At 61.8% G+C, this 23,388-nt stretch carries 25 protein-coding genes and 3 riboswitches; of the genes, 16 read left to right on the top strand and 9 right to left on the bottom strand.

Going from position 1 to position 23,388, the window contains the following annotated elements:
- The 5 genes from ribH to bluB form a co-directional block, all read right to left on the bottom strand.
- Positions 1-443 (bottom strand): 6,7-dimethyl-8-ribityllumazine synthase (gene ribH, locus IH615_RS01090; protein ID WP_291359122.1); only part of this gene is annotated, 443 nt, incomplete at its 3' end.
- A 17-nt stretch (positions 444-460) separates the two neighbouring features.
- The gene (gene ribB / locus IH615_RS01085; RefSeq protein WP_291359120.1) at positions 461-1,561 is read right to left on the bottom strand and encodes a 3,4-dihydroxy-2-butanone-4-phosphate synthase; all 1,101 of its coding nucleotides are present in this window, start codon (positions 1,559-1,561) and stop codon (positions 461-463) included.
- Positions 1,537-2,145: a riboflavin synthase gene (locus tag IH615_RS01080; RefSeq protein WP_035085867.1), complete on the bottom strand. Its 609-nt coding sequence runs from the start codon at positions 2,143-2,145 to the stop codon at positions 1,537-1,539. Before IH615_RS01080 ends, ribB begins: the two co-directional genes overlap by 25 nt.
- 9 nt (positions 2,146-2,154) lie before the next feature.
- Positions 2,155-3,162 (bottom strand): bifunctional diaminohydroxyphosphoribosylaminopyrimidine deaminase/5-amino-6-(5-phosphoribosylamino)uracil reductase RibD, encoded by a 1,008-nt coding sequence (gene ribD / locus IH615_RS01075; RefSeq protein WP_291359117.1) that lies wholly within the window; start codon positions 3,160-3,162, stop codon positions 2,155-2,157.
- 93 nt (positions 3,163-3,255) lie between these two features.
- Positions 3,256-3,405: riboswitch (FMN riboswitch) on the bottom strand.
- 84 nt (positions 3,406-3,489) lie between these two features.
- On the bottom strand, positions 3,490-4,221 hold the full coding sequence (gene bluB, locus IH615_RS01070) for a 5,6-dimethylbenzimidazole synthase (protein ID WP_035085864.1): 732 nt from the start codon (positions 4,219-4,221) through the stop codon (positions 3,490-3,492).
- Positions 4,222-4,264: 43 nt separating this feature from the next.
- Positions 4,265-4,444, bottom strand: a riboswitch (cobalamin riboswitch).
- 67 nt (positions 4,445-4,511) lie between these two features.
- A riboswitch (TPP riboswitch) is annotated at positions 4,512-4,627 on the top strand.
- Between the two features lie 94 nt (positions 4,628-4,721).
- On the opposite strand from bluB, the gene thiC reads away from it, so the two are divergent.
- From thiC to panC, 14 genes are all read left to right on the top strand, one after another.
- Positions 4,722-6,509, top strand: a complete 1,788-nt coding sequence (gene thiC / locus IH615_RS01065) for a phosphomethylpyrimidine synthase ThiC (protein WP_201772953.1) — start codon at positions 4,722-4,724, stop codon at positions 6,507-6,509.
- Between the two features lie 7 nt (positions 6,510-6,516).
- Positions 6,517-7,512 (top strand): FAD-dependent oxidoreductase, encoded by a 996-nt coding sequence (locus IH615_RS01060; protein WP_291359124.1) that lies wholly within the window; start codon positions 6,517-6,519, stop codon positions 7,510-7,512.
- Positions 7,496-7,693, top strand: a complete 198-nt coding sequence (thiS, locus tag IH615_RS01055) for a sulfur carrier protein ThiS (RefSeq protein WP_035085861.1) — start codon at positions 7,496-7,498, stop codon at positions 7,691-7,693. The genes IH615_RS01060 and thiS overlap by 17 nt, the downstream gene beginning before the upstream one ends.
- Before the next feature lie 3 nt (positions 7,694-7,696).
- Entirely contained in the window at positions 7,697-8,467 is a 771-nt protein-coding gene (locus tag IH615_RS01050) for a thiazole synthase (protein ID WP_035085860.1), read from the top strand.
- The gene (locus IH615_RS01045; RefSeq protein WP_035085859.1) at positions 8,464-9,063 is read left to right on the top strand and encodes a thiamine phosphate synthase; all 600 of its coding nucleotides are present in this window, start codon (positions 8,464-8,466) and stop codon (positions 9,061-9,063) included. The genes IH615_RS01050 and IH615_RS01045 overlap by 4 nt, the downstream gene beginning before the upstream one ends.
- Position 9,064: 1 nt before the next feature.
- Complete coding sequence (locus IH615_RS01040) at positions 9,065-10,042, top strand: HesA/MoeB/ThiF family protein (protein ID WP_035085858.1); 978 nt, start codon at positions 9,065-9,067, stop codon at positions 10,040-10,042.
- 11 nt (positions 10,043-10,053) lie between these two features.
- A complete protein-coding gene (thiD, locus tag IH615_RS01035; RefSeq protein WP_244446355.1) occupies positions 10,054-10,836 on the top strand; it encodes a bifunctional hydroxymethylpyrimidine kinase/phosphomethylpyrimidine kinase in 783 nt (260 codons plus the stop codon).
- Between the two features lie 123 nt (positions 10,837-10,959).
- Complete coding sequence (queC, locus tag IH615_RS01030; protein ID WP_035085857.1) at positions 10,960-11,658, top strand: 7-cyano-7-deazaguanine synthase QueC; 699 nt, start codon at positions 10,960-10,962, stop codon at positions 11,656-11,658.
- A complete protein-coding gene (gene queD, locus IH615_RS01025; RefSeq protein ID WP_035085853.1) occupies positions 11,655-12,014 on the top strand; it encodes a 6-carboxytetrahydropterin synthase QueD in 360 nt (119 codons plus the stop codon). The genes queC and queD overlap by 4 nt, the downstream gene beginning before the upstream one ends.
- Positions 12,011-12,748, top strand: coding sequence for a 7-carboxy-7-deazaguanine synthase QueE (gene queE, locus IH615_RS01020; protein WP_035085852.1), 738 nt, complete (start codon positions 12,011-12,013; stop codon positions 12,746-12,748). Before queD ends, queE begins: the two co-directional genes overlap by 4 nt.
- Before the next feature lie 144 nt (positions 12,749-12,892).
- Entirely contained in the window at positions 12,893-13,699 is an 807-nt protein-coding gene (gene panB, locus IH615_RS01015) for a 3-methyl-2-oxobutanoate hydroxymethyltransferase (RefSeq protein ID WP_035085851.1), read from the top strand.
- Positions 13,692-14,465 carry a type III pantothenate kinase gene (locus IH615_RS01010; RefSeq protein ID WP_035085848.1) on the top strand — a complete coding sequence of 258 codons (774 nt, stop codon included), beginning with the start codon at positions 13,692-13,694 and terminating at the stop codon, positions 14,463-14,465. Before panB ends, IH615_RS01010 begins: the two co-directional genes overlap by 8 nt.
- Positions 14,455-15,666, top strand: coding sequence for a bifunctional phosphopantothenoylcysteine decarboxylase/phosphopantothenate--cysteine ligase CoaBC (gene coaBC, locus IH615_RS01005; RefSeq protein WP_035085846.1), 1,212 nt, complete (start codon positions 14,455-14,457; stop codon positions 15,664-15,666). The genes IH615_RS01010 and coaBC overlap by 11 nt, the downstream gene beginning before the upstream one ends.
- Positions 15,663-16,523, top strand: coding sequence for a pantoate--beta-alanine ligase (gene panC / locus IH615_RS01000; protein ID WP_291359108.1), 861 nt, complete (start codon positions 15,663-15,665; stop codon positions 16,521-16,523). The genes coaBC and panC overlap by 4 nt, the downstream gene beginning before the upstream one ends.
- 165 nt (positions 16,524-16,688) lie before the next feature.
- On the opposite strand, the gene IH615_RS00995 is transcribed toward panC, so the two are convergent.
- The 4 genes from IH615_RS00995 to IH615_RS00980 form a co-directional block, all read right to left on the bottom strand.
- Complete coding sequence (locus tag IH615_RS00995; protein WP_291359107.1) at positions 16,689-16,862, bottom strand: hypothetical protein; 174 nt, start codon at positions 16,860-16,862, stop codon at positions 16,689-16,691.
- A gap of 76 nt (positions 16,863-16,938) precedes the next feature.
- The gene (locus IH615_RS00990) at positions 16,939-17,664 is read right to left on the bottom strand and encodes a protein phosphatase 2C domain-containing protein (protein WP_291359105.1); all 726 of its coding nucleotides are present in this window, start codon (positions 17,662-17,664) and stop codon (positions 16,939-16,941) included.
- A complete protein-coding gene (locus tag IH615_RS00985) occupies positions 17,664-18,371 on the bottom strand; it encodes a hypothetical protein (protein ID WP_291359103.1) in 708 nt (235 codons plus the stop codon). Before IH615_RS00985 ends, IH615_RS00990 begins: the two co-directional genes overlap by 1 nt.
- Entirely contained in the window at positions 18,368-18,934 is a 567-nt protein-coding gene (locus IH615_RS00980; RefSeq protein WP_291359101.1) for a hypothetical protein, read from the bottom strand. Before IH615_RS00980 ends, IH615_RS00985 begins: the two co-directional genes overlap by 4 nt.
- A 310-nt stretch (positions 18,935-19,244) precedes the next feature.
- Here IH615_RS00980 and IH615_RS00975 point away from each other — a divergent pair, with 310 nt between their 5' ends.
- Positions 19,245-19,388, top strand: coding sequence for a hypothetical protein (locus tag IH615_RS00975; protein ID WP_291359099.1), 144 nt, complete (start codon positions 19,245-19,247; stop codon positions 19,386-19,388).
- A 132-nt stretch (positions 19,389-19,520) separates the two neighbouring features.
- Entirely contained in the window at positions 19,521-23,102 is a 3,582-nt protein-coding gene (locus IH615_RS00970; protein ID WP_291359098.1) for an ATP-binding protein, read from the top strand.
- Positions 23,103-23,388 lie beyond the last annotated feature (286 nt).

The following is a 23,388-nucleotide window of genomic DNA, read 5'->3' as shown; positions in this document are numbered from 1 at the left end:
CACCGCGGGAACAGGTTGAACTGCTGCTTCAAGTCGATCATGGCGAGACAGGTTTCGGCCGCTTGGCCACCCTTGTTGCCGCGGTCGACGGCCGCCCGCTCCCAGGCCTGATCGTCGTTCTCGACGGTCAGGATGCCGTAGCCCACCGCCAAGGTGAATTCCATGACGAGGTTCTGCAAGGCGCGCGCGCTTTCCCGGCAGACATACTCATAATGCGCGGTCTCGCCGCGAATCACGCAGCCAAGCGCCACATAGCCGTCGAATCTGCGCCGGGCGGCGAAGAAATCGCGCGAGCGGATCGCATAGCGGATGACGGCCGGGATCTCGAACGCGCCAGGAACGGCGACGCGCTCATAGGTCACGCCCTCGCGATCGAGGATGGCGACGGCGCCGCGCACGAGCTCGTCGGCGATATCCGGATAAAACCGCGCTTCGATCAGCATCAGATGTGGTTTTTCGCTCAACGTCCGTCTCCTGAGCGTAAGGGGCGCTGCTCGACGATGTGGATGTCATAGGCATCCAGGCCGACGATCCGCTGCTTGCTGTTCGACAGAAGTATCATTTCATGGACGCCGAAATCCATCAGGATCTGGGCGCCGACCCCGTATTCGCGCATGGTCCAGCCCTTATAGGTGGGCTCCTGCTTGCGGCGTCGCAAGAGATCGGAAAGGCTGGTCGCGCGCGGCTCGCGCAAAATGACGATGAGCCCGCGGCCGGCATCGGCGATCATTTCCATGCCCTTGATGAGCTCGGCCTCGCGGCCGCTCCGCTCGCCCAGCACATCTTCCATGAAGCGAAACTGGTGCATGCGCACGAGAAGCGGCTCAGGGCCAGAAATGTCCCCCTTGACCAGCGCCACGTGCTCGGCATAGGCGGCGGTGTTGATGTACACCACCATCCGCCATTCGCCGCCATAGCGGCTCGAAATGACCTCCTCGACGGTGCGCCTCACCACCCGCTCATGGCGCAGCCGATGAGCGATCAGATCCGCGATGGTGCCGAGTTTCAGGCCGTGGCGCTGGGCGAAGGCGACGAGATCGGGCAGCCGCGCCATGGTGCCGTCGTCGTTCATGATCTCGCAGATCACGCCGGAAGGATTGAGACCCGCCAGCCGCGCGATATCGACCGCGGCCTCGGTGTGGCCGGCCCGCACCAGCACGCCGCCTTCGCGGGCGAGAAGCGGGAAGACATGGCCGGGCGTCACCAGGTCATGGCGCGGATCCTGGGATTCGATGGCGACCGAGATCGTTCGCGCGCGATCGGAGGCCGAGATTCCCGTGGTGACGCCGTCGCGCGCCTCGATCGAGACGGTGAAAGCGGTCGCATGCCGCGTCTGGTTGTCGCGCGACATCAACGACAGGCCCATCTTCTCGACCCGCTCGCGCGTCAGCGCCAGGCAGATGAGACCGCGGCCGTTCTTGGCCATGAAGTTGATGACGTCCGGGGTGGCCATCTGGGCCGGAATCACGAGGTCGCCCTCGTTTTCGCGGTCCTCGTCATCGACGAGGATTACCATGCCGCCGAAACGCAGTCGGTCTAAGGCTTGGGATAGGGCTGGCATAGGCGCTCCACATATTTCGCAATCACGTCGACCTCGACATTGATCTCGTCGCCCGGGCGGGCGGCGTGCAGGTTGGTATGTTCCCAGGTGTGGGGAATGATGGTGATGCCGATGATGGTCGAACCATCGGTGGCAGGACTGACGCTGTTGATGGTCAGGCTGATGCCGTCGAGCGCAATCGAGCCCTTCTCCACGCAGTAGCGGGCCAGCGCGGCAGGCAGCGCCAATTCCAGCCGAAAGGTTCCTTCTTCAGGTGTCACTGTGACCAGCCGGGCCGTCCCGTCGACATGGCCCTGGACAAGGTGGCCCGATAGCCGGGTCTCGAGGCGCACGGAGCGTTCGAGATTGACCCGGTCGCCTTCTGCGACCCGACCCAGGCTGGAGCGGGATGTGGTTTCGGGACTGACGAAGAATGTGGCTGCACCCGCTTCGAGATGGGTGACCGTCAGGCAAACCCCGTTGATCGCGACACTCTCGCCAAGAGAAAGGTCATCCCAACCCGATTGCAGAACCAGGACGCGGGTTCGTCCCTCTTGGCTGACGCCGGTCACGGGCGCCAATCGTTCAATAATGCCGGAAAACATGTATACCTCTCAATGCGGTTCGGACTTGGCCCGGTAGCGGACGGTGATGTCGTCGTCCGCTGCGAGACGCTGGCGTATCGTTACGTGCTCGTCCCAGAGCGGACTTTCCAGTATGGACTGGGTGAGTTCGGCACCGGCTTCGACCAAAACCTCGAGGCATCCAGCCTGACCGAGATGGGTCAGAGCGTTGCCAAGGTCGGTTTCTATCCACACCAGGAAGCCGCGTGCCTGCGCCGCCTCGAGATAGGACGCCGGCACGCGATCACGCCGGTCGAGGATGACCAGATGGCGTTGTTTGCCGGGGAAATCTGGCAGCCTTCGGACGGTAAAATGGGGCGCGTCGACCAGGATCGTTCCGGACCCGGTGATGATCGCGTCGGCCCGCTTGCGCAATCGATGCGCCAGATCAAGTGAGGCGTCAGCCGTGAAGGTTTTTTGCCCCGCGGGTGGGATCATGCTGCCGAGGCGATCAAGCGCCTGCTTGACCGTCACCCACGGTTTGCCCGTGGTAGCGTGCTTGGCGAAGGGCGCAATCAGGCGGGTCACCGCCTCGGCGAGCAGGGGGGCGGTCGGATCGTCCAGGTCAATCAGGGCATGTACTGACTGGCCTGCATGGGCAAGATAGTTGCCACCCCCACCGGCAACGAGCGGATTGGGATCTCTGGCCCCGATCCATACGTGGCGCGCCGGCGTTTCGAGGATCACGCCCGTACAGGCCGGCGTTCGTCCCGCATGATTGCAGGGCTCGAGGGTCACCACCACCGTGTGGATGCGATCGAGAGTATCATTGGCGCGGCAGAGTGAGATGGCGAGCGCTTCGGCGTGCGGTCCACCGGCCCGTTCATGGGCCGCCGCGGCCAGCGTTTTGCCTGACGCATCAAGCAATACGCAGCCGACCGGAGGATTGGGCGCGGTGGCGCCTTGCCATTGGCCTGCCAGCTCAACCGCATATCCGAAGGCGGCAGCGATCACGCTGCTCGATAATTGCCCGCCGTGGGAGCTCTCTGGGCTATCCATGCCTGTCCGTCGTCTTGCCAAACCAAGACGCAGCTCAGGGCCCAATGACCACGTGCACCCGTTCCCGGAATGCGGAAACAGGGTCACCCGATCATCTGTTCTCTTCCATCCGGACTATACCGTCGGCCCCGGAGTTTAACCGAGTCTGCTGACCTTGCCTCGTTTGAGGCAAGCGCTCGCGGGCTGATGCGCCGAAACGCAAACACCGCCGGTGGGGAATTGCACCCCGCCCTGAGAACGTCTGTCGACCCCAAGGGCCGACCGGGTGCATATAGGCCGCGGCTCGGCCCGACGCAAGCCTCGGGCCGCCGACCTAGTGCGAAGGTCTCACTCCTGTGGTGTTCCAGCCCGGGTCATTGCGGCTTCCGACCCCCAGTGATCCTCAAACACGAGGTCGGCAATCGGCGTGCGTGCCCTCCACCCCCTTTGTTCCAGTTCGGGCGTCGCAAAGAAGCTTTCGACCTTGCCGACGCACAAATAGGCAACTAGCCGGACCGGATCGGGGATTCCCAGAACCGCCTTGACCTCGGCCTCCTTCAGGATGCTGACCCAACCGACGCCCAGGCCCTCGGCTCTGGCCGCGAGCCAGAGGTTCTGGACGGCGCAAACCGTACTGAACAGATCCATGTCGGGCATGTGGGTGGCGCCCAGCACGACCGGACCACCGCGTGTGCGATCGCAGGTCACGCAGACATTGACCGGCGCGCTGGTGATGCCCTCGAGCTTGAGCGCCCGATAAGCGTCCTGACGATCCTTGGGGAACATTGACGCCGCCTCGACATTGGCTCGCGCAAAGATTCCGGCAACCTGCCGTTTCTTTTCGGCGTCGCGTACCACCAGGAAATTCCATGGCTGCATGAAGCCGACCGAGGGCGCGTGGTGCGCCGCGTCCAGAATTCGCAACAGTACATCATCGGCGACAGCATCGGGTCGGAACTGGCCGCGCACATCGCGCCGGCTATAGATGGCGCGATAAACGGCCTCGCGCTCGGCGTCGGAGAACGATTCACCCGTCGTAAGGCGTGGTTGAAATTCAGGCTGGTCAATTGCATCCGGCATGGCGTTGCCCCTGTTGAACAAATTACAGGAGCTGGGGTCCAACCAGCTTCAACGATCACCTGGCCGGTCTTCTGACTTGGGATCAATCCCGGCGGGCGCCTTCCCGGCCGCGGCCAGTGGCATATGCTCGCAAGGTCCCCCGCACAGCGCTGGGCGCGTCGCGGATTACAACCGCGTTCCCGATTCTCCCGCCGCAGCAGGCACCAGATCCAGGTCGTGTAGCCCTCGGGGGGCCATGTGGCAAGGCTGCCGGTGACGGCTTGACATTGGCAGGTCGATGGCGTTTTCTCGCCGCGTCCGAGGGGAGTCCAGGTCCGCATGGGTCTGGTCTGAGATGGCTGAGAAGCCGAACCCTTTGAACCTGATCCGGGTAATGCCGGCGAAGGGACGGGATCGTTATCCGCCACCAGAGCTGCGTCCCGGGTTTCCGTTTTCACGAGAAAACATGGAGACCCTTCGTGAATAAGCCATTCGACACCAAGGCGCCTAGCGCCACGGATCTGTCCACCACACCGCTTTCCGGCTCTCGCAAAGTCTATGCAAGCAGCGCACTCGCCGCCGATGTGCGGGTGCCGTTTCGCGAGATCGCCATCAACGATCCGACGGGCCCGGCGTTTCGGGTCTACGACACCTCCGGCCCCTATACCGATCCTGCCATTGCCATTGACCTCGAGCGCGGCCTGCCACGTCTGCGCGAAAGCTGGATCGCCGAGCGTGGCGACGCCGCACCCTATCAGGGTCGCGCTATCAAGCCTGAAGACGACGGCCATGTCTCGCCCGAACGGGCCGTCGCGCACTTCCCCCTGGTCAACCAGCCGCTGCGCGGCAAGGCGGGGCGGCCGATCACCCAACTCGACTATGCGCGCGCCGGCATTATCACCAAGGAGATGATCTTCGTTGCCGAGCGGGAGAACCTCGGTCGCCAGCAAATGCTGGAAGGCGCCGAGGCGCGCCTGGCCGATGGGAACAGTTTCGGCGCGGCCATTCCGCCCTTCATTACCCCCCAATTCGTGCGCGACGAGATCGCCCGCGGCCGGGCGATCATCCCGGCCAATATCAACCACCCCGAAATCGAGCCGATGGCGATTGGGCGCAATTTTCTGGTCAAGATCAATGCCAATATCGGCAATTCGGCCGTGTCTTCCTCGGTCGAGGAAGAGGTTGAAAAACTGGTCTGGGCGATCCGCTGGGGCGCCGATACGGTCATGGACCTGTCGACCGGCCGCAATATCCACGCCACCCGCGAATGGATCATCCGCAATTCGCCCGTCCCCATCGGCACGGTGCCGATCTACCAGGCGCTCGAAAAGGTCAATGGCGATCCCTCCAAGCTCGACTGGGACGTGTTCTCCGACACTCTGATCGAACAGTGCGAGCAGGGCGTGGATTATTTCACCATCCATGCCGGAGTGCGCCTCGCCTATGTCCCGCTGACCGCCAAGCGCGTCACCGGCATTGTCTCGCGCGGCGGCTCGATAATGGCCGGTTGGTGCCTTGCCCACCACAGGGAAAGCTTCCTTTACGAGCGCTTCGGCGACATCTGCGACATCATGGCCAAGTACGATGTGTCGTTCTCCCTGGGCGATGGACTGCGCCCGGGCTCGATTGCCGATGCCAATGACGCGGCTCAGTTTGCCGAGTTGGAAACGCTGGGCGAATTGACCAAAATCGCCTGGGACAAGGGCTGCCAGGTGATGATCGAAGGCCCCGGGCACGTCCCGATGCACAAGATCAAGGAGAACATGGACAAGCAGTTGCGCGAATGCGGAGAGGCCCCGTTCTATACGCTGGGGCCGCTGACCACCGACATCGCGCCGGGCTATGACCACATTACCTCCGCCATCGGTGCGGGCATGATCGGCTGGTTCGGCACGGCAATGCTCTGCTACGTCACCCCTAAGGAGCATCTTGGCCTGCCCAATCGCGACGACGTCAAGACCGGCGTCATCACCTACAAAATCGCGGCGCATGCCGCCGACCTGGCGAAGGGGCATCCAGCGGCGCAGTTGCGCGACGACGCGCTCTCCAAGGCCCGGTTCGAGTTCCGCTGGGAGGACCAGTTCAACCTCTCGCTCGATCCGGATACGGCGCGCAGCTTCCACGACGAGACCCTGCCCAAGGATGCGCACAAAACCGCCCATTTCTGTTCGATGTGCGGGCCAAAATTTTGCTCCATGAAAATCACGCAGGATATTCGCGACATGGCGGCCCGCCAGGAGGGCATGGCGGAGAAGTCGCGCGAGTTCATCGACCAGGGCGCCACGGTCTATGTCCCGCTCGAGCAGTAGCGCTGTGCTGCGGGTAACAGTGATCGGGGCCGGCGTGGCGGGTTTGACCACCGCCCTTGTGCTAGCCGAACGCGGCATTGCGGTGGAAGTAGTCGAACGCAATGCCGGGCTCGGTCCCGGCAGTTGCTCCTGGCATGCTGGCGGGATGCTTGCGCCCTGGTGCGAAATGGCCTCGACCGAAGCCATTGTCGGCCGGCTTGGCGTCCAGTCCATCGCCTGGTGGCGCGAGCGCTTCCCCGGCACGGTGTCGGAAGGCACGCTGGTGGTCGCCCCCGCACGCGACCTTGTCGAACTCGACCGCTTCGCCCGGCGCACCGAACGCTATAACTGGTTGGACGAGGCGGGCATCGCCGCACTCGAACCCGATCTGGCCGATCGCTTCCGCAAGGGGCTTTATTTCCCCGACGAGGCCCATCTCGATCCGCGCCTCGCCTTGGCGGCGCTGGCGGAGCGACTGGCATCTCTAGGCGTGGCGATCCGTTTTGAAACCGACATCCTGCCCGAGGCGGCTACTGCCGATCTGGTCTTTGATTGCCGCGGCCTCAGCGGCCGAACCGACATGCCGGCCTTGCGCGGCGTACGTGGGGAAATGGCGATGATCCGCTCACGGAGTTTCGCGCTGTCCCGGCCGGTGCGTTTGCTCCATCCACGCTTGCCGCTCTATGTGGTCCCGCGCGGCGAAGGCGTCTTCATGCTGGGCGCGACCATGCTCGAAAGCGAAGCGCGCGGGCCGGTCAGCGTGCGCTCAATGCTCGAACTACTGGGGGCGGCCTTTGCGCTCCATCCCGCGCTTGGCGAGGCCGAAATCCTCGAATTGGGCGCAGATCTGCGCCCCGCGCTTCCTGACAATCTCCCCCGGGTGGAGCGGGCCGGCCGCGTGATCCGCGTCAACGGCCTCTTCCGCCACGGTTTTCTGCTCGCTCCGGTTCTAGCCCAAATCGCCGCCGGCGCGGCCCTTGATCCCCATTTCAATACGGAGCTTGCTCATGCGAATTTTGCTTAACGGAACCGAGCACAGGCTGGAGGCGAACCGCCTTGACCAAGCGCTCGAAGCGCTGGGCTACAAGGGCGCCATCGTGGCCACCGCCGTCAACGGGCGGTTCGTGCCCACGGCGCAACGGGCGACCACGCCCCTTGCCGATGGCGACCATCTAGAAGTGCTCGCCCCTATGCAGGGAGGCTGAGGAATGGACTTTTATGGCGTCGAGCTTTCCTCCCGGCTGCTGCTGGGCACAGCCCGCTATCCCTCGCCCAAAATCCTCGAGGCGGCGATCCGCGCTTCTCGCGCCGAAATCGTCACCGTCTCGCTGCGGCGCGAAGGGGGCGAACAGCGCGCCGGTCAGGCGTTCTGGTCGTTCATTCGCGAGTTGGGCGTCCGCATCCTGCCCAATACTGCCGGCTGCCACTCGGTCAAGGAGGCGGTGAGCACCGCCCATATGGCACGCGAACTGTTCGGCACGACCTGGATCAAGCTCGAAGTGATCGGAGAGGCCGATACGCTGCAGCCCGACGTGTTCGGGCTGGTGGAGGCCGCTCGGATCCTGGCCGAGGACGGGTTCGACATTTTTCCCTACACCACCGAAGATCTGGTGGTGGCCGAACGGCTGCTCGAGGCCGGCTGCCGGGTACTGATGCCCTGGGGCGCCCCGATTGGATCGGCGCGCGGGCTCAACAACCTCTTTGGACTTCGCGCCATGCGGGCCCATTTCCCCGATGTACCCCTGGTGATCGATGCCGGCCTCGGCTTGCCCTCGCATGCGGCGGCGGCAATGGAATTGGGCTATGACGCGGTGCTGCTCAACACCGCCGTCGCTGAGGCGGGCGACCCGGTGCGCATGGCGGAAGCGTTCGCCCTGGCCGTCGAAGCGGGGCGCATGGCCCATGCCGCTTCGCCCATGGAGCCGCGCGACATGGCGGCGCCCTCGACCCCGGTTGTGGGCAAGGCGCAGCTGACATGACGCTCGATCGCTTCTATCCGATAGTGCCCGATGCAGACTGGGTCGAGCGGCTGCTGGCCTGGGGGGCAAGGCTGATCCAATTGCGGATCAAGGATTGTCCCGAGCCCGCGCTGCGGACCGAGATCGAGCAGGCCAGGGATGCCTGCGCGGCGGCGGGTGCGCAATTGGTGGTCAATGATCATTGGCAACTGGCGCTCGATGCGGGGTGCGATTTCGTTCATTTGGGCCAGGAGGATTTCGTCGGGGCCGATATAGCCGCGCTAAGGCGGGCCGGGATGCGCATCGGCATCAGCACCCATGACCATGCCGAACTCGACCGAGCCTTGGCCAAAGCCCCCGACTATGTGGCCCTGGGCCCCATCTATCCCACCCAGCTCAAGCAGATGCCCTGGGCGCCGCAGGGGTTGGCGCGGATCGCAGAATGGAAGCGCCTGGTGGGTGCACGCCCTCTGGTGGCCATTGGCGGGCTGACCGTGGCGCGAGCCGAACTCTGTCTTGTCGCCGGGGCCGATTGCGTCGCGGTGGTGGGCGACATCGTGCGCCATCCCGACCCTTCCCGCCAAGCCGACGCCTGGCTGGCAGCAACGAGGCTTTGAGATGACTGATCGCTATATCCGCCAGACGACGCTGACCGAGGTCGGGGCAACGGGACAGGCCAGACTGGCCGCCGCCACGGTGCTGGTGGTGGGTGCCGGGGGCCTGGGCTCGTCGGTCCTGCAGATACTGGCGGGCGCCGGCGTCGGCGCGATTGTCATCGTTGACCACGACCATGTCGACATCAGCAATCTGCATCGTCAGCCGCTCTACGACATGGGCGACATTGATGCCCCCAAAGCGGAAGCGGCGCGTGACGCCGTGCTCCGCGCCAATCCCGATATAGTCGCGACGGCCAAATGGGAGCGTCTGACGCCGGCCAATGCCACCGCGCTGATCGAGAAGGCAAGCATCGTCATCGACGCCGCCGACAATTTTGCGGTGACCTATATGCTGTCCGACCAATGCCTGGCCGCTGGCAAACCGTTGATCAGTGCTTCGGTAGTCGATTTGTCCGGCTATGTCGGGGTGTATTGCGGTGGTGCGCCCAGCTACCGCGCGGTTTTCCCCGATGTCCCGGAAGTCGCAGGCAGTTGCGCCAGTATTGGCGTGCTGGGATCGGCCGTGGCGGTGCTGGGTAGTCTGCAAGCGCACTTGGCGCTTCATGTGCTGCTCGACCTCAAGCCCAGCGTGCTCGGTCGCATGGTCAGCTTCGATGGCCATACAATGCAGTTTGGCGGTTTCAGTTTTGCGGATTGTCCGGAGCCTGAGCATACCGCTCCGTTCATCGGGCTGGCGGACCTGGCGCCGGAAGACATTGTCATCGACCTGCGCGGCGTGGCTGAAGCCCCGGTGCTACCGCGGCCCGGGGCGCTTCGTATGGCACCGGAGGAAGTCGGTTCGTTGGCGGCGGCTCATCCGGGCGGGCGCATCGTGCTTTGCTGCCGCAGCGGGCAGCGGGCGCTCCGGGCTGCGGGGCGATTGCAGGCCATGGGCAGGCACAATCTGGCGCTGGTCGCGCTGGAAGGAGATCCGTCCTGACTCCCGTCGCGTTGACCATTGCCGGGTCGGATTCTGGCGGTGGCGCCGGGATTCAGGCCGACCTCAAGACGTTTTCGGCCTTCGGCGTCTTTGGGACCAGCGCCATCACGGCAGTGACAGCGCAGAACAGCATGCGCGTGGGCGCCGTCCACTTGATACCCGCTGAAATGGTCGCGGCCCAGATCGAGGCGGTATTCGCCGATCTGCCCGTAGCGTCAGTCAAGATCGGCATGCTCGGAAATGCCAATATCATCGCAGCGGTTGCCAAAAGTCTGGCTCGGCATGGCGCTAGCGGGATTGTCCTTGATCCTGTGTTGGTCGCGACTAGCGGCGCGCGCTTGTTGCCAAAGGAGGCGCTGGACGCGTTGGTCACACTGCTGTTGCCGAGGGCGCACCTGCTCACGCCCAACCTGCCCGAGGCCGCCGCTTTGACCGGCTCCCCAATTGCCATGGACGAGGCTGCAATGATCACCCAGGCCAGGGCGTTGCTGGCGATGGGGACCCAGGCCGTGCTGATCAAAGGGGGACACGGCGCGGGGAGGCAGAGTACCGACTTGCTCGTCGATGCCGGTGGCGTCACACGTTTTGCCTCTGAGCGCCTGGACGTCGGCGAATTTCATGGCGGGGGGTGCATCTTTTCCGCCGCGATCGCGGCTGGCCTAGCCACGGGTTGGTCACTTGTCGACTCGATCACCCAAGCCAAGCACTTCATCGCCCGGACCATCGCAGCAGCGCCGAGCCACGCCCTAGGCTCCGGTGCCCGACTGCTGAACCCCGATCGCCGGACTGAGTAGGCCTTTTAGCCACGATGCCGCAGCCGCGGCCCGGCCCATTCACAAACCGCCCCATTTGGCGTAGTGGGAAGGCAGAGCAATCTCCGGTCGCAGCCTTACCCGGTCAAAACAAGGATTCACATCATGAAGACTCTCGTCATCTGCTCCGGCGGATTGGACTCGGTTTCGCTCGCGCACAAGGTAGCCTCCGAGCAGACCCTCACCGGCCTGGTTTCGTTCGACTACGGGCAGCGGCACAACAAGGAGCTCGGTTTTGCCGCGGCCTGCGCGCAACGGCTTGGCGTCCCCCACCAGATCATCGACATCCGCGACGTTGGCCGGCAACTCAGCGGCTCCGCGCTCACCGACGATGTCGCCGTTCCCGATGGCCACTATGCCGAAGTGTCGATGCGGATCACGGTGGTACCCAATCGGAACGCCATCATGCTGGCGATAGCCTTCGGAGTCGCGGCGGCGCGGCAGGCCGAGGCTGTCGGTGTTGCCGTCCATGGCGGCGATCACTTCATCTATCCCGATTGTCGGCCTGATTTCATAGACGCCTTTCAGGCGATGCAGAACCGCGCGCTCGACGGCTATGCCAACGTTCGCCTTTACGCGCCATTTGTGCATGTGTCCAAGGCGGACATCGTGACCGAGGGCGCCCGGCACGCAACGCCCTTCGATCAGACCTGGTCCTGCTACAAGGGGGGCGAAGTGCACTGCGGGCGATGCGGCACCTGTGTTGAACGCCGGGAAGCCTTCGACCTCGCCCGGCTGCAGGATCCAACACACTATGCCGATGCCGACTTCTGGCACGCCGCCGTGCAGGGGAGAAGCGCATGACGTTTCGCATCACCAAGGAATTTCATTTCTCGGCATCCCATCAGCTCGCGTCGCTCCCGTCCGACCACCAATGTGCGCGCCTGCATGGGCACAACTACATCGTGGAAGTGGAATTGTCGGCGGACCAGCTGAACGAGTACGGCTTTGTGCGCGACTATCAGGACTTGTCGTTGCTCAAGCAGTATATCGATGAGGCATTTGACCATCGCCACCTCAACGACGTTCTCGCGCATGACCGGGTAACGGCCGAGTGCCTGGCTAAACACTTCTTTGACTGGTGCAAGGCGCGCCTTCCGGAGGCCTCGGCGGTACGTGTCAGCGAAACGGCCAAGACATGGGCGGAGTACCGGCCATGAACCAGATGGAGCCGCCCAGTATCCGCGTCAGCGAGATCTTCGGACCGACTATCCAGGGCGAAGGCGTGTTGATCGGCCTGCCGACCGTGTTCGTGCGGACCGGCGGGTGCGACTATCGTTGCTCCTGGTGCGACAGCCTGCATGCCGTCGATAATCGCTTTCGCAGCGACTGGCAGGCAATGACCGTGGAGCAGATTTGGGATCAGGTCCGGGCCCTGTCCGGCGGTGAGCCCCTGACGGTGTCGCTGTCAGGCGGCAATCCGGCGATCCAGCCGCTGGGCGAACTGATCGAATTTGGTCACCGAGAGGGCTATCGCTTCGCCCTGGAGACGCAAGGTTCGGTGGCGCGGGATTGGTTCTCGACGCTGGATACTCTTGTCCTAAGTCCCAAGCCGCCATCGAGCCAGATGAGCACCGACTGGGCACGTTTCGAGGCGTGTCTGGCCGCCGCGCAAGGCAGGCCACTGACTGTGCTCAAGCTGGCGGTCTTCGACGATGAAGACTATGCCTATGCCAAAGATGCGGCGGCGCGTTATCCGCACCTGCCGATCTATCTTCAGCCGGGCAACCACACGCCGCCATCGCCCGATACTGACGATGTCATCATCGACATAACGGGGGTGATGCGACGCATGGACTGGCTGGTCAACAAAGTGACTCACGACCGATGGTTCGAGGCACGGGTTTTGCCGCAGCTTCATGTGCTGCTCTGGGGCAATACCCGCGGCGTCTAGCCCCGTGTCGCAACACCGGTGGTGGTGAACGTCGTCTAGCGATACGAAGAGCCATCCATAGGTGACCTACCGCCGCGACTGCGCTATCGGTCCGGCATAGACCACTGCGTGGAGATCGGAATAGCCAGCCTGCCAGGAGCATCCATGTCCTTTCGTCCCGAAACCAGGCGCCTGACCATACGCGACATTCACGCGCTCAGAGAACGTGGCGAGAATATCGCTATGCTCACCGCCTATGACCATGTCACCGCGGGCCTGCTGGATCAGTCGGGGATCGACATATTGCTGGTCGGCGACAGCTTGGGCAATGTCGTTCTGGGACACGAAACCACGCTGCCGGTGACGCTGGCAGACATGATCCGGCATGCCGGAGCGGTGCAACGCGGCAGCAGCCGCGCCTTGGTCGTATGCGACCTGCCGTTCGGTACCGCGACCGATCCGGAAACGGCGTTGCACAGCGCGATTGCGGTGCTGCAGGAGACCGGCTGCCAGGCCGTCAAGATCGAAGGCGGCGCTTGGGCGGCGCCGATTACCGCGCGGCTGGTGCAGCAGGGCATTGCGGTGATGGCCCATATCGGGTTGACGCCACAGGCGGTGCATCAGCTCGGCGGCTATTACCGCCACGGCAAGAGCGATGCCGAGGCACGCCAGCTCATCGAGGCGGCGCAGGCTCACCAAGAGGCAGGCGCCTTCGCCATCGTACTGGAATTCATCGTGCCGGAACTGGCCGCAGAAATCAGTAGGTTGCTGGATATCCCCACGATCGGCATCGGTTCGGGACCCGACTGCACTGGGCAGGTGTTGGTGATCAACGACCTGATCGGCCTCGGAATCTGTCCGCCGCCAAGCTTTGCCAAACCCAAGGCCGATGTCGCCAGCATTGTCCGCGAGGCCGTTGCCGCCTATATCGCTGAAGTCAAAGGTCCGGCGGAGGAGCCACCCCTTGTCTGAACACTGGCTGCTGCTCGATATCGGCAATACCCATACCGTGGCCGGCGTGTTTCAGGCGGATGGGGCACACGTCGCTGAGAGGCGCTTCCGCACCGATCCCCATTGCACTGCGGATGAATATCGGGTGCTGCTGCGGCAATTGTTCCAGGATCCCCTTAGCAGCAATGTTTGGGCATTGGCCGACCGCGTCATTCTTTCTACCGTCGTGCCGGCATTGGAACGGGTGGTAGCCCAGGCGTGCGGCGACCTGCCCTGCCTCTCCATCAGCGCCGCATTAGCGCGCGATTTCGAACTCGATCTTCCCCATCCTGAACAATTGGGCGCCGACCGTCTCTGCAATGTGGCGGGTGCCCTGCAGCTTGCGCCGGCGCCCCTGCTGCTTGTCGATGCCGGCACGGCGACAACCTTTTGCCTGATCGATCCCGGGCGCGGCTATATCGGAGGCGCTATCGTTCCGGGCCTTGAAACCAGTTGGCGGGCCTTGCAGGGACGCGCGGCCAAGCTCTTTTCAGTCCAGTTGGTGCGGCCCGACAACGCCGTGGGCAATACGACCGAGACCCAGCTTCAGAGCGGCGTCCTGCTTGGCTACGAGGCGTTGATCGAAGGCTTGAGCGACCGGCTGTTGCGCGACGCGGGCTTTGCCGTCGCTACCCTCATCGCCACCGGCGGCTGCTCCCGGCTAATCCGTTTGTCCGAGCGTTTCCGCCTCGAGCCCGATCTCACCCTTCTGGGCCTTTTCCGCTACGGGCAGCTCAATGACAAGTAACGTCCTCATTGCCGTAACCGGCAGCATCTCAGCCTACAAGATCGCCGATGTGGTCTCGGCGCTGACCAAGCAGGGCCATCAGGTGCAGTGCATCCTGACGGCCAGCGCACAGCAGTTCATCACCCCCTTGGTGCTGGAAACGCTGAGCGGTCGGCCGGTCAAATCCGACCTGTTCGGCGCCGACGTTTCGGGCACCGAACATATCGATCTGGCGCGCTGGGCCGATGTGTTCGTGGTTGCCCCAGCAACCGCCAATGTCCTCGCCAAACTGGCCCTTGGCTTGGCCGACGATCTATTGGGCACGGTTGCGCTGGCAACGAGGGCACCCATGCTGATAGCGCCGGCTATGAACACCGTCATGTGGGAGCATCCCGCCACGCAGGGGAACCTGCGGACCCTTCTGCAGCGCGGCGCGACCGTGATCGAGCCGGCGGCCGGAACGCTGGCTTGCGGTGAGGTCGGCATCGGCAAGCTGGCCACCGCGCCGGACATTGTCTCGGCAATCGAAGCGGCTCTAGTTCCGCCGGCGAGCGATCTTGCCGATCTCACCGTGCTCATCACCGCAGGTCCCACCACCAGCCCCATCGATGCGGTGCGCTATGTCACCAACCATTCCACGGGCCGCATGGGCGCCGCCATGGCGGAGGAAGCGCTGCGTCGCGGTGCCCATGTGCGTTATGTACTGGGCGTGGACAAGGGCGTGGTCCGCCCGGTGCCGTCTCGGGACAGCGCCGACCGCCTGACACTGATGGAAGTGCACACGGCCGAGGAAATGGCAGAAGCCGCATTGCGCTTTCTGCCGTCAGTGGATGGCGTGATCGCTACGGCGGCCGTCCTCGACTACCGCGTGGCAACTCCCTCTGCTGGCAAGCTCAAGCGCGCTTCTGCAGCCACGAGCCTGGACATGGTGCCCTCGATCGATGTGCTGGGGGCATTGAAGGCGGCGGCGACCGGCCAGTGGTTTCTCGGTTTCGCGGCAGAGACCGACAATGTCGAAGCCAATGGTCGCAACAAGCTCGACAGCAAGAAGCTCGATTTTCTGTTCGCCAATCCCGTCGCCTGCACCGGCGAAAGCACTACCACTGGCTTCGCGGTGACGACCAATGGCGGCATCCTCTTTCGCGCTAAAGGCGAGCCGCTACCGCTACCCGTGATGAGCAAGACGGAGCTCGCCCGCCGCCTCTGGGACAGTATCCTATGACCACGATCCTGCGGACCATCGCCGAAGTGCGCGCCTGGCGGGGCCAGTTGCCTGCCGCCCATCGGGTGGCATTCGTGCCGACCATGGGAGCGCTGCATGTCGGCCATATGAGCCTTGTGAATCTAGCCCGCGACCGGGCGGACGTGACCATTGCCAGCATTTTCGTCAATCCGCTCCAGTTCGGGCCTACCGAGGATCTAGGCAAATATCCGCGCCCCATCGAAAACGACCTCGCTTTGCTCGATGCGGCGGCTGTGGGCGCGGTCTTCCTGCCGTCGGTGCACGAACTCTGTCCCGATGGAGCCTCCACATTCGTGGTCGAGGAAAGCGTATCGCGCCATCTTTGCGGCGCCGTGCGTCCCGGCCACTTCCGCGGCGTCGCCACGATCGTACTGAAGCTGTTCAACATCGTATCGCCCCATCTTGCCGTGTTCGGCCAGAAGGACGCCCAGCAGTGTGCCGTGATCGAACGCATGGTGCGCGATCTCAACCTGCGCATCGAAATCGTTCGTGGCCCCATCGTACGCGAGTCGGATGGGCTGGCACTGAGTTCGCGCAATGTCTATCTCGATGCTGCCGCCCGCGCGGCGGCATCGACCATTTTTGCCAGCCTGGAGGCGGCGCGCCAAGCCTTCGCGGGCGGCGAACGCAATGCTGTTGCGCTGGCAGCTATCGGTCGGTCAGTCCTCGCCGCCAAGCCCCTGATCGAACTACAATATTGGGAAGTCCGGCACCCTGAGAGTCTTGAGGAGATCGAGACCGTGGGGCCTAGCGGCGCCCTGTTAGCCGTAGCCGCCTACCTCGGCTCGACCCGTCTTATCGATAATCTGACGATCAATCCTGCTGGACTGCCATAAGCGATATTATGCGAATCCGCTGCGCATCTAATTGGGCCGGTTGGAAGATAATCTTCTGTCTTCGCGGCACCCGGAACGGTGGCGCTTTCCAAAGTTGGCGCCGATTTTGGCGCGCGTTCGCGCGTTATGATCGTCGCGACAGTAATCTCGCTTCGCAGACCGTTCCTAGTCGACCGCGTCGCTGCCGCCCGTGTCCTGCGCCGTCGCGCCGGACGGGCTGCCAATTCTCCGCTCGTGGGTGGGCGGACATAGAATCAAAGCCACACAGTGCCGGATGGCATCCTGACGGCTGACATAGCCTGGTTGGTGCGCGATCCAAGCGTCGATGCGCGCGATCATCTCAGAAGTCATGCGTACGGTATTCGGGGTAGGCAGGGTGAAGACCGGGGCGCGCGAGGACGCGATGCTATTGCCTCTAGCGGCAGAGAAGAAAGTTCGGGCCCGCATCCACGATGAATTCGGGGGCTGGGTCTTCTTGTGATGGCCAGATTTGCAGAATGCTCGAGTCATCGCGATGGCCGTGGGCATCGGAAGCCTGGCCGGTCATCATGCGCAATTGGTCATCATGATCAGCATCTGCCCAGAACCCATCTGTTGCCAGCACGAGGGGCCCATCAAGTGGCGGCAGTATCGTTTCTGTAGGCGGCATGAATGCGCGGTGCCGAAAACTTCGCGTCAGTCGGTGTCTGAGTTCACTGGCCGCGATATCCGCAATGTCCATCCTGGTGGTAATCGCATTGGCGAGCGTATGCGGTTGGACCAGCCAGGTAATGGCATTGGCACCACTGACCGAGCCTATGAGACAATCGCCGGCATGCATTGTGAATGCGGTGCCGTTTGTCTCTTTATAGAGGATGAGATAGCTGGCCGACGCCGCTGAAAATACATGGGTGAGAGGCTGATGACATGCGCTCAGCCAGCCCCGAAGAATTTCCGGGGTGACCGACCCGCTTTCGGTCATGAACCGCTCGATGATGGTGCGCACCAGTCTTTCCGCCAGGGCACCGCTCTGTGGTCTGGTTGTGGCGCCATCGGCGATCATGGCAATTGCGGCGGCACCTCGGAGGCCGACGCCGCCGAAGTCCCGATTGTCTGGCGTTCCCGTGCCAGTCCGGCTGTTCCAGCGCACCTCGAACGCCATCAGGCCTCGCCATCCGGTTTGCTGATTTTCAGGAACCGTTGATACACGAGCTCGGACCGGCCGACCGGGCCAAGGATGTTGCCCTCTAGAAAGTCATCGAAGCCCGCCTCGGCCATGAAGGTCCGAAACTGAGCTGCTATATAGGTTCTGACCTCTTCAGGCGCACTCTGAATGTCATCGAGAAGCTCTTCGCGGCCATCGACTACGAGTAGGATGTCTTCGGCGTCCCTGCTGCCTAGCAGGTCATTTTCTCCGCGCCCGTAATAGGCTTCGAGTTTCGTGGCTATGAAGAGGGGCGGCGTGAGGATGCGTATATCCGGTCCGTCCGCCAGTGCGTAGTCGATGGCGGTCTCTATGCCCGTCCGGTACCAGCGATTGCTGAAGCCCAGGATATCAGGGTCATCGGGCATGAAATCGACGCGCAGTTCCCCAAGGCGCATGCGACAGATGACTTTGTCATCGGGTGCTTCCGTAAACCCCCTTTCGCGCAGTGTGTGCTGGAGGCGAGTCCATGCGGCATAGCCTGCCAGATCGACGATCAGGTCGACATCGTCGGTTGCACGCACCCCTTCCAGCGTTACGGGATCGGTGATGAAGGCCGCAGTCGTGCATCCACCCACGAATACCAGTCGTTTGCGCAGATCATCGCCGAGGGCAACGGCGACAGTACGGAGCATCTCCAGAAGTTGGCCCTGAATGGAATTCATCTCTTCATGAGCCTTTCCGAAAGGAGTTCTTCGGCAAGGCCTGCCTCGCGCTGATTGCCAAGACGGATGGCATCGACCAGGGCCAGGTATTCATGTAGCCGTAGGTCACTCAAGACGGCCTGTGGGACACTGGGGAACAGTGGCTCCACTGATTGTCCTGACTCGCTGGCTTTGGCATAGGGCCAGACATGAATGCGCTCACCGGCGCTCATTAAACGGCCTTTGAGCATGGGTGCATCGAAGCCCGTGGGGATGCCGCGCTGAATGGCACCGGGTTTTGCCGGAAACACGTATTTCAATCCACCGACGATGAATTTAAGCAGGTTGCGTCGGGAGGGTTTTGGCCGGTTGAATTCGCGATCCTTCAATGCCAGTCCGGAGGACAGGCTTCGATTGATGGAGGCGCTGACTTCGCTTTTGCTGATGCCAAGGGACGCGGCGAGATTGCGGACCGAGAAAGGGTCTTCGCCAATCGGGACCCAGCGCAACCACTCGGCTTGGTCTGCTTTCAGTTCCTCAAGGCTGGCAAGCTTGAGAAGTATGACGATATCCTGACTTTTCACGACGCCTCACATTCGTGTCCTGTGTCCATGGACTAAGGACAGTAAAACACAAACGCAACTTTTGGTCAAATTTATCATCGCCTTAGACCGGAAGCTGGTGGCGCCCCAGCACCTCCGCCCGTGTGCCACGCATCCCCAATTTTTGGTCCCGGATGTCCAGAAAAAAGGCGCCACTGCTCATCATGGTGGCCCAATTTCAATGCTCATTGTTCGGTATTAGGGTGAGCAGCATTACCATAGTCATCATGCCCCCCATCGACATCAACACCAGCCTGATGATCATCATCGAAGGACATGATGACTATGTTGCATGTTGCAGCCGCCGAAATACTCGGTCATCCGTCAGGCCCTTCCCTACCGGGCGTGGACGCTGAAAAGTGCCGACGCCCTTCTCACGCGCAAACCGCTCGATCTTGTCGTCATCAATGTCGGGGTCCAAGGGCAGCAGATGTAAACTCGCCCGACCGAAAGCCCTTACCGGGAAGACATTTCCCCAGGCAAATTGATTTCGCAGGCGTGGTCTTTTTGCTCTGGCATGATCCGAATGTACAATCCAAACAGATTCATTGCGGGAGAGCGTGCGTTGTTGACCTGGGTAATTCACAAGGCGCGCGCGGCATTTCTAAGATTTCGCGACACAACGCCACCAGAGAACGCCACGGCCAGGTTTGTTGATCTGGCACCTACCGCCACGGCGGACAACGCGGAAATTTACTTCGAGGCACTCGACTACGCGACGCGGAACGAACGAGTCCTCAACATCGCTCTGACTGGACCATACGGATCAGGCAAGAGTAGCGTTATCAAGACCTTCTTGACTCGGTATTCGGGCGTTCCGTTGCAGCTTTCCTTGGCCTCGTTCCTGCAAGATGACGAAAAATCGGGAAAGGTAACCAAGCAAGAAATCGAGCGGAGTATCCTCCAACAAATCCTCTATGGAGTGGACGCGCACAAGCTGCCGTTCTCCCGATTCAAGAGGATCAGGGCACCGAAACCTGTCGCCGTTGGAACGACGCTCCTCGTCACGGTTGGGCTGGCATGCACCTGGTACCTGTTCACCAAGCAGGACGACTTGATGTCTGGTGCCCTGCTCGACCCGTTCGGGCTCCCCAACTGGTTCAACTATTTCTCCATCGCGGCAGTCGCCGCGCTCGCATGGAAAATCGTCCACAGCATATACACGAACAGCCTTAGCCTCTCGCTGAAGAGCATTTCCCTGAAGGATGTGCAGATCGCACCGGCTGCGACCGACCAGGAATCAATACTCAACAGGCATCTGGACGAGATCCTCTACTTCTTCCAATCCACCAAGTACGACTTGGTGGTGATCGAGGATCTGGATCGGTTCGAAGACCCGGACATCTTCGTCACACTTCGCGAGATCAATGCCCTGATCAACGCCAATGAAGGCGTCAAGAGGCGTGTGCGGTTCCTGTATGCTATGCGCGATGACATCTTCGCCAACACCGATCGCACGAAATTCTTCGAGTTCATCGTGCCGGTCATCCCCGTCATCAATCACTCCAACTCCATCGACAAGGTTTTGGAGCAGGGTCACCGGATCGACCTTGAGGCGCGGCTGAACAAGCAATTCGTTCGCGAGGTGTCGCGCTATCTCAGCGACCTCCGTTTGATCCGCAACATCTTCAACGAGTACGTGGTCTATTCAACCAACCTCGCCGCAGACAAAGATGGCCTGCTTGATCCGAACAAGCTGCTTGCCGTGCTGATCTACAAGAACGTTCTTCCGCACGATTTTGCAGCCCTACACCGTCAAGAAGGGGTGCTGTCGCAGGTCTTGGCCGGGTACCAGCGATACATCTCGAAGGCGGAAAGCGAAATACGAGAGGAGATCGCGGCCATCGAGGCCGACCTCGAAATCGGCGAGGCGCAGGCCCTCCGTGACTTGTCCGAACTGCGCAAGGTGTATGCGATGGCTATCGTCGAGCGCATGCCTGCGAACTACTATGTTATCGCCATCCCTAATACCAATATCCAGGTAAGCCAGGTTGCCGAGGGCGACCACTTAGAGAAGCTGCTTGCACATCAGACAGTCACCGCCACCAACCCGCAATATGGGAACCGGGCGCCGATGAACATCAGCGATGTCCAAGCCTCCACAGATCCGAACCGATCTCTGGAGCAAAGAAAGGCCGATCTCGAACTCAAGTCGATTAAGTTCAAGCAGAAATCCGAGAAGCGGATCAAGGAACTCACCACGCGGATATCAAATCTTCGCACACGGAGATTCAACGAGATAGCCCGAGAGAGTGCCGACTTGATCGAGCAGCTATTCGCCGGCGCGGGCGAAAATCAGGATCTCCTCAAGTTCCTCATCCTCGAGGGTTATCTTGACGACACCTACTACCAGTACATCTCCTTGTTCCACAGCGGACGCCTGTCGCCGAACGACAACAACTTCCTGATCAAGATCCGAGCCTTCAACAACCCTTCGCCGGATTTTCCCCTCGACAACGTCGCAGAAGTTGTCGCCTCCATGCGACCCACGGACTTCGGCCAGGCATATGTGCTCAACCGGTTCCTTGTTGACCACTTGTTCTCGGACGCTGCTGCGCATGCCGCCCGCATCACTGATGCCGTCCACTACCTCTCGACGGGTTTCCCAAACTGCGAGGAGTTCTTCCGCAGCTACTACGCCACGGGCACTCGTGTTCCGGAGTTCATGGAGGCCCTGGTCTCGAAATGGTCGGCTTTCGCATCAGTTGCCTTGGATGAGAAGGACGGCCCGGCACATGCAGCACGAATACTGGCCTACACGTCCGACCGGGTATTGGTGGCACCCGCGAACGCCGGTCCCCTTACCGAATTCTTGACGGACCATGCTCATCGTGTTCTCGCAGAACCCGTGGAAATCGACATTACGCGCCTTCGGAAGTTGGGCGTTGAGATCTCTGAGGTGGGGACGCTGGCCGAATTCCCGCCGGCTCGTTCCTTTGTCGCGCAGGCGGGACTGTACCGTCTTACCATCGAGAACATCAGGCATGTCCTCGGCCACGTCGTTGGCTGGACTAGTGTCGACACACTAGAGACCCGGCACTTTTCCACACTGCTGGCTGCCAACGACGCGGCGCTTCTCAAGCGCATCGAAGCTGATTTCCCGGCCTACGTGCGCGACATACTCGTCAAACTCTCGACAAACACGAAGGAAGACCTGTCGGCCATCTCGCGGGTGCTGGCGCGTGATGACGTCGACCTTGAGTTGCGCACCGAGTTCCTCGAAATGCAAACCGAGGTCTTTCCGCACCTAGACGATATTCCACTCGCGTTCCAGCAAATCGCGCTGGAGGGCAATCACGTTGATCCGACCTGGGAGAATTGCCTGCAGTTCATGAGCTCCGCGTCATTCCATGCTGATGTTCTCACCGAATATTTGCAGAACAACAAGGCGTCCGCGGCGCTCGCACGACAGTCGATCCCAGGTGACGAGCCGTCACTCCCACTCCGACAGTTTATCGTGGGGAATGACGCCCTCGACCTTGAGATCTATCGATCCTACGTCCGCCTGTTGCCGAGGCATTTCGACAATTTCCAAGATGTCGACGCCAGCAAGACAAAGGTTTTGATCGAGGAACGAAAAGTCGCGTTCAAGCCTGAGAATTTCCAGCACCTCGAAGACACCGAACTCCGCGTGCTATTCATAGCGCTGAACTTCGGTGCTTATGCCGCCCAAAAAGCTGGGTACCCCTTGGACGACAACTTTCGAGCAGGGCTGCTCCGCACGTCGATTACCGACCCGCAGAAGCTCGACGTTCTCGCTGATATGGACGAGTCATATGTTGCCGGCACTCCCAACGTTGCCGCCATCGTTGGGCCGTTGCTGGACCGATCTCCCAGTGCCAGGCTTGGCCATGGCGTCGGCTTCATCAAGGCGGTCATCCTGCACACGCGCGAGCTCAAGGTCCGACTATCCCTCCTGTCCAAGCTGCATCGCACGCTCACGGTGCCCGATGTCCGCGAGGTCCTTCAAGGCTTGCCCGAGCCGTTCCAAGACATCGCGACTTTAGGGAAATCACCCAAGCTGGAGAACAGCGAAGCCAATCGCCAGCTGGCACAATGGCTGAAGGAGAAGGGGGTGATTTCGTCGTTCTCGGAAACCCTCCTCGGTGGCGAGATCAAGATCAACACTTTCAGGAAAGAGAGCGGTTAGTTTCAAGATCGACGCGCTAACGGGCAAATTATGGCCTTTTGCTAAACAGTGTTGCGGTCCAACTCCAGATCAGCAATGCGTCCCATTCCGGTCGATCGACGGCTCTTTGAGGCTACCAGCGTTTAGATGGTACCCATGGGCGACTGGCGTTGACGTTGCCCCCAACTTCTATCCAGCCTGAAGGAGACTCGGGCGGTTGGTTTGGCCGATTTGGCCGGGGTGAGCGACGGGGGCTGGCGCGGAGCTGGTCATTGAGCGGAGCGGCAGATCATCCCGTCGCGGGTTG

It is taken from the genome of Devosia sp., from assembly GCF_014860165.1.
Taxonomy (GTDB): domain Bacteria; phylum Pseudomonadota; class Alphaproteobacteria; order Rhizobiales; family Devosiaceae; genus Devosia.
Note: the sequence above shows the minus strand (reverse complement) of the source record. Positions and strands in the feature narration are given on the sequence as shown.